Raw genomic sequence first — 12,630 nt, forward strand, 5'->3', positions numbered from 1 at the left:
AACAGCTCAGAAATTCACTTTTACATTAAAATAATCAGTATAGAAGACTTTTATCTTCTATACTGATTAAATATTTTATGCAATCGTTATTGAAGAATCCAAATAAACATCCTGAATGGTATTCAATAATTGAATGCCCTCTTCCATTGGCTTTTGGAATGCTTTCCGTCCGCTGATCAATCCCATTCCACCGGCACGTTTATTAATAACCGCCGTAACAACAGCATCACGCAAATCCGATTCCCCATGAGATTCACCGCCGGAATTAATCAAACCGACACGCCCCATATATCCATTAGCAACCTGGTAGCGGCAAAGGTCGATAGGATGTGAAGTTGCGAGTTCAGAGTACATTCTTTCATCCGTTTTACCAAAGTGAATAGCTGTGAATCCGCCATTATTGGAAGGAAGTTTTTGCTTTACAATATCAGCCTTGATAGTCACTCCGATGTGGTTGGCCTGTCCGGTAAGGTCGGCTGCCGCATGAAAATCTGTGCCATCCTTCTTAAAATCATTGTTTCTGAGATAACACCAGAGAATAGTTGCCATACCCAACTCATGAGCATATTCAAAAGCTTGTGATATCTCAATAATCTGACGACGACTTTGCTCCGAACCGAAATAGATAGTAGCACCAACAGCTACCGCACCCATATTCCATGCTTCTTTTACGGTTCCAAACATCACCTGATCGTAAGAGTTTGGATAAGTAAGCAGTTCATTATGGTTCAGTTTTACAACGAAAGGTATTTTATGGGCATATTTACGGGCAACAGCCCCTAATATACCAAATGTGGATGCAACTGCATTGCAACCTCCTTCGATTGCCAGTTTCACTATATTTTCAGGATCAAAATAGATTGGATTAGGAGCGAATGATGCTCCGGCTGTATGTTCTATATCCTGGTCGACCGGCAGAATGGATACATACCCGGTATTCGCCAAACGTCCATGCCCGTACAAAGCCTGTAAGCTATTAAGGGTACGCACATTTCTATCAGAATCCACCCAGATTTTATCAATCACATCAGGTCCAGGAACATGAATTAATTTCTTATCTATTGTCTTACACGTATGGTTCAGGTAATATTCTGCCTGTTGTCCCAACAAATCAACTGTTTTACTCATAATATATCCGTTTTTAATTTAGAATCATACTAAATAAACAGTTTTCTTTGTCGATTGTTTTATCGCGAAGCCGAAAAACGATTGCTTCTCTCAGAGCAAGTTACAGACCCAGAACTTCATCTATAAGTATTAGCGTGATTCTACCTTTCGGATGGCATTTATGAAGGATTAGCCTCTCATTGCGGATACGTTCCGACGAGGAACAAAATGTGTCTATGAAACAGATTGATAAGCTTCTTGATTAGTTTTTCCGGGAAAGCCATAGGCATAGTATGAATTATCGGTGATATTTTCCTTTATCTTTTACCAGTATCACCTTTAACTGCGGATCGAAGAGCATCTCGCGTCCTACGGAAGACAACAAAAGTTGTAACTGACTGCTACGATGTTCCCAAGTTAATAGATCTATAGAACGATTCAAACTTTCTTTTATCTCAGTATACCAACATCCGGGAAAGGACAAAGCACTCACAACCTTTCTATCTACAATTTCCTGCAAGCCCTTAATAAAGCACTTCTGTTCTTTTCTACTTAAATCATCCGGATCATCATAAGGTATATAATATGAAGTATAGTAACCATTTTGAGTAAAGACTTCCAAAGCTTTCCAATTTTGCCCTTCTATAATCAACCGTTCTTTCTTTATCTGAAAATATTCCATTAACTTATTCAAACTTAAAAGTGCCGTTATTCTATTCTCAGAAGTCAGATTCTTTATATCCAGCCACATTTTACCTTTTTCCTTTTTCATAAAAGAAAAATAAGATGCCAAACTCAGATTGAAGCTGGTATCAGCATCATGCGTTACATCAAATTTCCGATTCTCACGGAAAATGAGATCGACTTCTATATTCGGATAAATCAGATGCTTCTCATATAACTTCTCCATCGAATTACAACGATGGAGCCAGATTTTATCCGGATAACGGCCTATCTCCCGGAATCCCATAAAGAGGATACACATCAATGTCAATACGATTCCCACCACAAGATGAATTGTTTTCATAATCAGTTTCGATAAAAAAATATTTGAAATAAGTTTTTAGATCCCTGTTTGGGTAATGATATTGCCTGTTTGTAATGACAAATATAAGTTTTTTTATTCAGATAAAAGAATAGAAATAGACGAATCGCCTGTTTCTTGTTGCTAAACTTTCCGAAACGCAAATGTTATTAGACTGCTAATGAAACAAAATTCATTCATTCTGGTGGATATTTAACTAATATTTTATAATTTTGCAGATGTATTTTTTGAATCTTTTGCGAGAAATATGAAAATATCTTTAAACATTAGACGAATTTTTCTTTTTACTGTCCTTTTCATCAGTAGCTCCGTAAGCAGGTGCCAGGTTTATAAATACATAGGACTGGAAAACGGCCTGAGCAACCAGAAAATATATTATATCCAAAAAGACCGAAGGGGATATATGTGGTTCCTAACCCAGGAAGGGGTAGACCGCTATGACGGAAAATATATCAAGCATTACAATTTTTCAGACGACAGTATAAAGCTGGACTCACGAATTGCTTTGAACTGGCTCTATATGGACAGCGGGAATATATTATGGGTAATCGGTCAGAAAGGTCGTATTTTCAGATATGATTCACAGCATGATAAATTCAAACTGGCCTACGTACATCCGGAACTGATCAGAAATAAACCACAGGCATTTCTAAATTACGGTTATTTGGACAAGAGCGACCGCATCTGGCTATGTTATAAAGATAGTATTACATGGTATGATATCCGTACCGGAACGACTTTGCATATGCCGACACCAGTCAACGGTGAAATAACTGCCATTGAACAGACGGATGACAACCATTTCTTTATCGGTACAGGAAGTGGCCTGTTTCATGCCAGGATAGAAAAGGGAAAACTGAATATAATGCCTGATAAAATGATGGAAGGTATCGGCACATCAGTACATGAACTCTACTACCATGCTGTTTCAAAACAACTGTTTGTGGGAAACTATAAAGAGGGAATACTTATATATGACGTGGGGAAAACAGGAAAAGTCATCCCTTGTCAATCACCCAACAATGTAGAGATAAACCGGATCGTTGCTTTGAATGCCCATGAACTTCTAGTAGCCACGGGTGGGAAAGGTGTATATAAACTGGATATGAATACATGCATGAGTGAGCCCTATATAACAGCTGATTATAATAGTTATAACGGGATGAACGGAAACAATATCAATGATATTTATGTGGATGAGGAGGAACGCATCTGGCTTGCCAATTATCCTACCGGTATTACCGTCCGTAACAACCGCTATGGAAGTTACGACCTGATAAGGCATTCCCTTGGCAACAGTCTTTCACTGGTGAACGATCAGGTTCATGATGTACTGGAAGACAGTGACGGTGACCTCTGGTTTGCAACCAGCAACGGTATCAGTCTTTATCAGACCGATACAAAAGAATGGCGCTCGTTCCTCAGTTCCTTTGATCCGGTACCGGATGATGAGAATCACATCTTTTTGGCACTGTGTGAAGCCTCTCCCGGAGTGATATGGGCCGGCGGTTTTATGTCAGGCATTTGCAAGATAGAAAAGAGGAAAGGATTTAAGATTAGCCATCTTTCTCCTGCTGCTATTGCAGGAGTACGTCCTGACCAATATATATTTGACATTAAGAAAGATTCAAGCGGTGATATCTGGCCCGGCGGATATCATCATTTGAAGCGCATCAATCTTGAGACAAAAAGTGTGCGTCTATATCCGGGAGTAAACTCCATCACTACCATTCAGGAGAAGGACACCCGGCAGATGTGGATTGGTACAAGAATGGGGCTCTACCAGCTTGACAAGGAATCGGGAGTTTATCAGTATGTTGACCTGCCCATTGAATCTCCCTATATATGCGCTCTGTACCAGAGAAACGACGGCATTCTATATATCGGTACCCGTGGAGCTGGCTTGCTTGTATATGACATTAATAAAAAGAAGTTCATCCATCAGTACCGTACAGACAATTGTGCGCTGATTTCCGACAATATCTATACTATTCTTCCGCGTCAGGACGAGAGTCTCCTTATGGGTACGGAAAACGGAATTACTATTTATTCACCTAGAGAGCACTCCTTCCGCAATTGGACGCGGGAACAAGGATTGATGAGTGTCAATTTCAATACCGGCTCTGCCACAACCTATAGCAAAAATACACTTGTTTTTGGTGGAAATGACGGGGCTGTCAGATTTCCGATAGACATACAAATACCGGAACCGCATTACTCACGTCTATTACTACGCGATTTTATGATAGCCTATCATCCCGTTTATCCGGGCGATGACGGTTCTCCGCTGGAAAAGGATATTGACGAGACCGACCGACTGGAACTGGCCTACGGACAAAACTCCTTTTCTCTTGATGTAGCTTCCATTAATTATGATTATCCTTCCAACATTCTTTATTCATGGAAGATTGACGGTTTTCATAAAGAGTGGAGCCGTCCGAGCCTAGACAATCGAATTGTTGTAAGAAATCTGCCTCCCGGCAGTTATACATTACAGATTCGTGCCATATCCAATGAAGAAAAGTACAAGACCTATGAAACAAGGAGCATTCAGATTGTCATAACGCCTCCGGCATGGGCCAGTGTATGGGCTATGGCTGGATATGCAATCCTACTGGTGTTGGTTATGGTTATCATATTCCGTATCATCATACTGCACAGACAGAAGAAGGTTTCGGATGAAAAAACACGATTCTTCATTAATACAGCCCATGATATACGTACTCCGCTTACATTAATAAAAGCTCCGCTGGAAGAAGTCATAGAAAACCGTATGGTGAAGGAACAGGCATTGCCGCATATAAATATGGCTCTTAAAAATGTGAATGCATTGCTTCAGCTGGCGACCAACCTGATAAATTTCGAACGGGTAGACGTCTACTCTTCCACCCTTTATGTTTCTGAATATGAATTGAATTCCTATATGGATAATGTTTGTGCTACTTTCCGCAAATATGCCGAAATGAAACATGTCAGGTTTGTTTACGAAAGCAATTTCGACTATTTGAATGTATGGTTTGACAGTGACAAGATGGGATCTATTCTGAAGAATATCCTGTCAAATGCATTGAAGTATACACCTGAAGGTGGCAGCGTACACATTTATGCCTGCGAGGAAGGAAACTCCTGGAGCATCGAAGTGAAAGATACCGGAATCGGCATTCCCTCATGCGAACAGAAGAAACTGTTCAGGAATTGTTTCCGGGGTAGTAATGTCATTAACCTAAAAGTGACAGGTAGCGGAATCGGTCTGATGCTGGTATACAAACTGGTCAAGTTACATAAAGGCAGGATTCAGATTCAAAGTACTGAGCATGAAGGCACTTGCGTGCAGGTTACTTTCCCGAAAGGGAACAGCCATCTACATAAAGCAAAATTTATCTCCCCCAAGACACCGAATGAATGTTCGGAGACCATCGTACCTGATGGCACTTCAGGGTTATCCATGGAAACATCCCAAGTAAACGGCTCTTTACAACGTATCCTGATAGTAGAAGACAATGATGATTTGCGCAATTATCTTATTGATATGTTCAAAACGAGTTATAATGTCCAGTCCTGCCCGAATGGAAAGGAGGCACTTGTCATAATACGGGAGTTTAACCCAAATCTCGTCATATCCGATATAATGATGCCCGAAATGGGCGGAGACGAACTCTGCTCAGCTATAAAAGGTGATCTTGAAATATCTCATATTCCAGTCATTTTGCTGACTGCACTGGGAGATGAAAAAAATATGCTCGAAGGACTGGAAATCGGAGCGGATGCCTACATCACCAAACCTTTCAGTGTAGGGATACTCAAAGCAACGGTCAAAAACATACTTGCAAATCGTACTTTACTCCGTCAGGTTTATAACAGCATTGAAGATAGAGAACAAACTCTTCCAGTCAATTGCACCAATACCTTGGACTGGAAATTCATAGCCTCTGTCAAGGAATGCATAGAGAATAACATGGGAAATTCGGACTTCAATGTAGACATACTCAGTAGTCAGCATCACATGAGCCGTACAAGTTTCTTCAACAAATTAAAGGCATTGACCGGTTACGCTCCAGCTGATTATATCCGGATGATACGTTTGCAACATGCCGCACAATTGCTAAAACAAGGCGAACATACGGTAACAGAGATTGCTGACATGGTTGGATTCTCGGATGCAAAATACTTCCGAGAAGTATTTAAGAAATATTACAATGTAAGTCCAAGCAAATTTAATAAAAAGTCAGAAAATTGATGGTCAATAAAATTGGTTACTCAATCGTTGAGCAACTGACAAAAAATAGGTTCTTTATCACTCATCCATTGCTTGAAATATTAAAAAAATACATTTCAGAGCATACACTCAATATTAAAATTAATACAATATATTATAGGGCTCGTATCATTGATGAAAAACTCCTCAAAGATCATTTTTTAAGAATGCTTTGATATACTTATGCTATACACAAAAAAATCCCCGTAAAGTATTAATTTACAGGGATTTTCTTTGTTTTGCAATTCTTTCCAGCGGAGAGACAGGGTATTGAGCCCAAACACCTAACCACCTACAAGTCAGTCTTTTAATTTCCAAAAGTTCAAATAGGTAACGAAACAGTAACGATTTTTGCAGGGTTTATTTGTCCGGCTTTGTCCGCTGTTTGTCTGCCTATCTCACGGGTTCAAAGATACAACACATTTTTTATTATGCAAATCTCTGAATATAAATGTTTCAGCTTAGGTGCAAGCTATATATATAGATATATACTTGCACCTTGCACCTATCCGAAAAAAATATGCTGCAAAATTTGGCTATTTAAAATATTGTTCGTAGTTTTGCGAACAACAAATAAGAAAGGAGAATTGAAGTGAAAGAGAAACAGTACACAACAGAGCAGGAACAGATTGCTCGTTTTGCCAAAGCAATGGGGCATCCGGCACGGATGGCTATTCTTGCTTTTTTGGCAAAACAAGATAGTTGCTTCTTCGGTGATATACACGAAGAACTGCCTATTGCTAAAGCAACCGTTTCGCAGCATTTGAAAGAATTAAAAGAAGCTGGCTTAATTCAAGGTGAAATAGAAACGCCAAAAGTCCGGTATTGTATAAATCGGGAAAACTGGGAACTTGCCCGAAACTTATTTGCTGCTTTTTTAGGGGACTGCAAATGTAAAGGTACATCGTGCTGTGAATAGCAGCACCTTTTTTTGAAATAATTGTTCGTAGTTCTACGAATTACGATTATTATATTAACTTTAAAGTAGAATGACAATGGAAATTAAAGTATTAGGAACTGGGTGTTCAAGCTGTAAAGCCTTGTACGAAACTACCAAACAAGCTATTTCAGAATTAGGTTGCGATGCAACCCTTATCAAAGAGGAAGATTTATTGAAAATCATGGAGTATAACATTTTAGGGCTTCCGGCTTTGGTGATTGACGAGAAAGTCGTATCAGCCGGGAAAAAGTTATCCCTTGCAGAAGTGAAAGAGTTGATAACCAAATAAAAATGAACTATGAGAAAATTATTTTATCTACTGATTGCAACGCTGGTCTTAGTTTCCTGTGGTAACGGTTCAAAGAAAAAGACCGGAGAAAACCAAGCGGAAGAAATACAGTCTAACCGCATAGAGGTTCTTTATTTTCATGGAGCGCAACGGTGTATCACTTGCCGGGCGATAGAAACAAATACAGTAGCCCTTTTGGATAGCCTTTATTCAAAAGAAAAAGCAGACGGTAAAATTATCTATAAAGTGATAGATATTTCAAAGAAAGAAAATGAAGCGATTGCAGACAAGTACGAAGTTACATGGTCGTCTTTGTTTGTAAACGGCTGGAAAGACGGCAAAGAGAATGTAAACAACATGACCGAATTTAGTTTTTCCAATGCGAAAAATGCACCGGACAAGTTTAAAGAGGGAATTAAAAGCAAGATTGACGAATTGTTAAAACAGTTGTAAGATGGATTTTCTTCAATCGCTATTAGATAACAGTTCTATTCCTGCTATTACAGCTTTTATATTGGGGATTTTAACGGCGGTCAGCCCGTGTCCGTTAGCGACCAACATAACGGCAATAGGATTTATTAGTAAGGACATAGAAAACCATCACCGGATATTTATAAACGGATTGCTTTATACTTTCGGCAGAATAGTAAGCTATACGGTTCTTGGCTTTATCCTTATCCCTATTCTCCGTGAGGGAGCAAGTATGTTTATGGTTCAAAAAGCCGTAAGCAAGTACGGGGAAATGCTGATTGCTCCGGCGTTAATTATCATTGGAATATTTATGCTCGATATAATAAAACTCAATCTACCGAAAATCAATATCGGCGGTGAAAGTTTGAAAAAGAGGACTAAAGGCGGTTGGGGGGCTATGCTATTGGGTATTTTATTCGCCCTTGCTTTTTGTCCTACCAGTGGAGTATTTTATTTCGGTATGCTTATGCCTTTGTCAGCAGCGGAAACGGGCGGGTATCTCTTACCTGTAATTTACGCTATTGCTACGGGATTACCCGTAATCCTTGTTGCATGGATTTTAGCGTACAGTGTTGCCGGACTGGGTAAGTTTTATAACCGGATGCAAATATTCGAGAAATGGTTTCGTAAAATAGTTGCCATCCTCTTTATTGCGGTAGGAATTTATTATGCAATAGTCTTTTATCTATAAATAAACATAGAGTATCATTTTAAATAAAAACAGTATGAAAAAGATAGAAATTTTCGACCCGGCAATGTGTTGCCCTACGGGTCTTTGTGGAACAAATATTGACCCTGAATTAATGCGTATTGCGGTTGTTATTGAAACATTGAAGAAACAGGGTATCATCGTTACCCGTCACAATTTACGTGACGAACCGCAAGTGTATGTAAGTAATAAAACAGTAAACGAGCATCTGCAAAAACATGGGGCGGATGCACTGCCTATTACTTTAGTGGACGGCGAAATCGCTGTTTCAAAAACCTATCCTACCACCAAACAAATGAGTGAATGGACGGGTATCAATTTGGATTTTATGCCAGTAAAATGAGTATTCACCAGCTAATTATATAAAAATGAAAACATTTAATTTATCAGATATAGATTTGACGAAATACCTTTTCTTCACCGGAAAGGGCGGTGTAGGAAAAACTTCGATTGCTTGTGCTACTGCGGTAGGCTTGGCAGATAATGGAAAGAAAATACTTCTTATCAGTACAGATCCGGCTTCAAACCTGCAAGATGTGTTTAATCAAACACTGAACGGACACGGCACGGATATTCAAGAAGTACCCGGCTTAACGGTCGTTAATCTCGACCCGGAACAAGCCGCAGCCGAATACAGGGAAAGCGTTATTGCTCCTTTCCGGGGACAACTGCCCGAAAGTGTAATTCAGAATATGGAAGAACAACTTTCAGGCTCTTGTACGGTAGAAATTGCGGCTTTCAACCAGTTTTCCGATTTTATCACGGATGCCGATAAAGCAAAAGAATACGACCATATTATCTTTGATACAGCCCCCACGGGACACACGTTACGAATGTTACAACTACCATCAGCGTGGAGTACATTTATTAGTGAGAGTACGCACGGTGCATCTTGCTTAGGTCAATTATCCGGTTTGGAAGAACGGAAAGGTATCTATAAGCAGGCAGTTGAAACACTTTCGGATGCAAACGCAACCCGCTTAGTATTGGTTAGCCGTCCTGAAATCGCACCATTAAAAGAAGCCGCCCGTTCTTCACATGAATTGCAATTACTGGGAATTAAAAACCAGCTATTGGTAATCAACGGGCTTTTGCTGCAATTAGATGAAGCCGATAACGTATCGAAACAGATATATGACAGGCAGCAAAATGCCCTGAAACAGCCCCCTGCGGAACTGCTGGAATATCCGTCTTATTATGTTCCTTTACGGTCATACAATTTATCTAATATTGCGAATATCCGCCGGATGCTTTACAATGATAATTTAACAAATGATGCGAACTATCAGCGGATTACCGATGCCAAAGGGATGGATGAACTGGTAAACGACCTCTATCAATCAGGAAAAAGAGTTGTTTTTACTATGGGAAAAGGCGGCGTGGGAAAAACCACTTTAGCCACTGAAATAGCCCTGAAATTAACAAAACTGGGTGCAAAGGTGCATCTTACCACCACTGACCCGGCAAACCATCTGAATTATAACCTTGCTGTTCAGGCTGGCATTACGGTAAGCCGGATTGACGAAGCGGAAGTGTTGGAAGCCTATAAAAACGAGGTTCGCAGTAAAGCTGCGGAAACAATGACAGCCGAAGATATGGAATATATAGAGGAAGATTTACGTTCACCGTGTACGCAGGAAATTGCAGTATTCCGGGCTTTTGCTGAAATTGTCGATAAAGCAGAAAATGAAGTCGTAGTAATTGACACCGCACCTACCGGACACACTTTGTTATTGCTGGATGCAACGGAAAGTTACCATAAAGAAGTACAACGTACACATGGCGACACTCCCGCTTCCGTAAGAAAGCTGTTACCACGTTTGAGAAACCAGCAGGAAACAGAAGTCGTTATTGTGACCCTGCCCGAAGCAACACCCGTATTTGAAGCCGAACGTTTGCAAATGGATTTACAACGTGCCGGGATTAATAATAAATGGTGGGTCGTGAATGCTTGTTTGTCATTAACTGACACCGAAAATTCTTTCTTGCGGGCAAAGGCGCAAAATGAATTGGTTTGGATTAAGAAAGTAGAAGAATTGTCAAAGGGAAATGCTGCCCTGATAGCTTGGAAAAATAACTAAAAACATGAAGATTTTAATTCTTTGTACAGGGAATAGCTGCCGCAGCCAAATGGCACATGGCTTTCTACAATCATTTGACAATAAACTGGATGTCTTTTCAGCAGGAACAAAACCTGCTGAAAAGGTTAATCCGATGGCGGTAAAGGTTATGGATGAAATGGGTATAGATTTAGCCCACCATATCCCTAAAAGTGTAAACCTATATATAGGGCAGGAATGGGACTATGTTATTACGGTCTGTGGTGGGGCAAATGAAAGCTGCCCGATATTTACGGGTGAAGTAAGGAACAGGCTGCATATAGGATTTGACGACCCCTCGGAAGCAACCGGAACATCGGAGTTTATAAATAGTGAATTTCATCGGGTACGGGATGAAATAAAAGCCCGCTTCTATGATTTCTACCTGAACGAATTAAAACCACAATTAAGCTAAATAGTTGTTGCTATGGAAAAGAAACAAGGAATTGGATTTTTTGAAAAATACCTGACTATCTGGGTTGCCTTGTGCATCATTATTGGAATTGCTGTGGGACAATGGCTTCCGGCAATTCCGCAAACATTAAGCAAATTTGAATATGCCAACGTGTCTATACCCGTGGCAATCCTGATTTGGTTAATGATTTATCCGATGATGCTAAAAGTGGATTTTCAAAGTGTTAAGAATGTCGGCAAGCGTCCGAAAGGAATAATAGTCACTTGCGTTACCAATTGGCTGATAAAGCCGTTTACCATGTTCGGAATAGCTTATTTATTCTTCTATGTGGTTTTCAAAGCCTTTATACCTGCCGGATTAACCGAAGAATATTTAGCCGGGGCGGTATTATTGGGGGCTGCACCTTGTACAGCTATGGTGTTCGTGTGGAGTTACCTTACTAAAGGGGATGCCGCTTATACACTGGTACAAGTGGCAGTGAACGATTTAATCATATTGGTAGCGTTTGCCCCTATCGTTGCTTTCCTGCTGGGAGTTGGCGGCGTATCTATCCCGTGGGACACTCTGTTGCTATCCGTAGGGCTGTTTGTTGTGATACCACTTGCTGCCGGGGTCATTACCCGAATAATGGTTATCCGCCGCAAAGGTGTGGAATATTTCAATAACGTATTTATTAAGAAATTTAATAATTATACGGTAGGTGGGTTGCTATTAACGCTTATTATCCTGTTTTCATTTCAGGGAGAAACAATACTGAACAATCCTCTGCATATCTTATTGATTGCAGTTCCGCTTGTGTTGCAAACGGTTCTGATATTCTTCGTTGCTTACGGTTGGGCGAAATGGTGGAAATTACCCCATGATGTTGCCGCACCTGCCGGAATGATTGGGGCAAGTAATTTCTTTGAATTGGCGGTTGCTGTAGCTATTTCCCTTTTCGGTTTACAATCCGGGGCCGCTTTAGCTACGGTAGTGGGTGTATTGGTAGAAGTCCCGGTGATGTTGATGTTAGTAAGGATTGCCAATAACACACGAAGTTGGTTTCCGGCTACAAAATAGTAATAGGGCAAAAGTCAGAATAAAGATACATTTTTCGGCATTAAGACAACCGTTATTTTTTTGTCTTTTTCTTGTCTGGCGACAAAATAAAAAAGTCCCGTAAAACCTTGATTTTACGGGACTTGTCTTAGCTTTTCCACCATTTGTCTTTAGTGTTCAGCGGAGAGACAGGGATTCGAACCCCGGGTACCTCGCAGTACAACGGTTTTCAAGACCGCCGCAATCGACCACTCTGCCACCT

At 40.3% G+C, this 12,630-nt stretch carries 11 protein-coding genes; 9 read left to right on the forward strand and 2 right to left on the reverse strand.

All coding sequences use genetic code 11. From position 1 onward, the window contains the following. Nucleotides 1-75 precede the first annotated feature (75 nt). Together DW182_RS08350 and DW182_RS08355 are read right to left on the reverse strand one after the other, a co-directional pair. Complete coding sequence (locus DW182_RS08350; RefSeq protein WP_117706981.1) at nucleotides 76-1,128, reverse strand: class I fructose-bisphosphate aldolase; 1,053 nt, start codon at nucleotides 1,126-1,128, stop codon at nucleotides 76-78. A 277-nt stretch (nucleotides 1,129-1,405) separates the two neighbouring features. Continuing rightward, the gene (locus DW182_RS08355; RefSeq protein WP_233564112.1) at nucleotides 1,406-2,134 is read right to left on the reverse strand and encodes a hypothetical protein; all 729 of its coding nucleotides are present in this window, start codon (nucleotides 2,132-2,134) and stop codon (nucleotides 1,406-1,408) included. Between the two features lie 265 nt (nucleotides 2,135-2,399). Here DW182_RS08355 and DW182_RS08360 point away from each other — a divergent pair, with 265 nt between their 5' ends. The 9 genes from DW182_RS08360 to arsB all read left to right on the forward strand — a co-directional run bounded on the left by DW182_RS08360 (nucleotide 2,400) and on the right by arsB (nucleotide 12,389). Beyond that, nucleotides 2,400-6,389, forward strand: a complete 3,990-nt coding sequence (locus DW182_RS08360; protein WP_118295271.1) for a two-component regulator propeller domain-containing protein — start codon at nucleotides 2,400-2,402, stop codon at nucleotides 6,387-6,389. Between the two features lie 610 nt (nucleotides 6,390-6,999). Next, nucleotides 7,000-7,326: a helix-turn-helix transcriptional regulator gene (locus tag DW182_RS08375; protein ID WP_007216081.1), complete on the forward strand. Its 327-nt coding sequence runs from the start codon at nucleotides 7,000-7,002 to the stop codon at nucleotides 7,324-7,326. A 76-nt stretch (nucleotides 7,327-7,402) separates the two neighbouring features. Then, complete coding sequence (locus DW182_RS08380; RefSeq protein WP_005800948.1) at nucleotides 7,403-7,636, forward strand: thioredoxin family protein; 234 nt, start codon at nucleotides 7,403-7,405, stop codon at nucleotides 7,634-7,636. A gap of 9 nt (nucleotides 7,637-7,645) precedes the next feature. Next, on the forward strand, nucleotides 7,646-8,089 hold the full coding sequence (locus DW182_RS08385; protein WP_007665414.1) for a nitrophenyl compound nitroreductase subunit ArsF family protein: 444 nt from the start codon (nucleotides 7,646-7,648) through the stop codon (nucleotides 8,087-8,089). 1 nt (nucleotide 8,090) lies between these two features. After that, a complete protein-coding gene (locus DW182_RS08390) occupies nucleotides 8,091-8,798 on the forward strand; it encodes an aromatic aminobenezylarsenical efflux permease ArsG family transporter (protein WP_074556332.1) in 708 nt (235 codons plus the stop codon). Nucleotides 8,799-8,832: 34 nt separating this feature from the next. Next, nucleotides 8,833-9,159 carry an arsenite efflux transporter metallochaperone ArsD gene (gene arsD, locus DW182_RS08395; RefSeq protein ID WP_005655270.1) on the forward strand — a complete coding sequence of 109 codons (327 nt, stop codon included), beginning with the start codon at nucleotides 8,833-8,835 and terminating at the stop codon, nucleotides 9,157-9,159. 25 nt (nucleotides 9,160-9,184) lie between these two features. Further along, the gene (gene arsA / locus DW182_RS08400) at nucleotides 9,185-10,897 is read left to right on the forward strand and encodes an arsenical pump-driving ATPase (protein ID WP_118295273.1); all 1,713 of its coding nucleotides are present in this window, start codon (nucleotides 9,185-9,187) and stop codon (nucleotides 10,895-10,897) included. A 4-nt stretch (nucleotides 10,898-10,901) separates the two neighbouring features. Beyond that, nucleotides 10,902-11,330: an arsenate reductase ArsC gene (locus DW182_RS08405; protein WP_115502907.1), complete on the forward strand. Its 429-nt coding sequence runs from the start codon at nucleotides 10,902-10,904 to the stop codon at nucleotides 11,328-11,330. A 12-nt stretch (nucleotides 11,331-11,342) separates the two neighbouring features. Beyond that, on the forward strand, nucleotides 11,343-12,389 hold the full coding sequence (gene arsB, locus DW182_RS08410; protein ID WP_115502908.1) for an ACR3 family arsenite efflux transporter: 1,047 nt from the start codon (nucleotides 11,343-11,345) through the stop codon (nucleotides 12,387-12,389). Nucleotides 12,390-12,630 lie beyond the last annotated feature (241 nt).

Source organism: Bacteroides sp. AM16-24 (genome assembly GCF_003471885.1).
Lineage (GTDB): Bacteria > Bacteroidota > Bacteroidia > Bacteroidales > Bacteroidaceae > Bacteroides.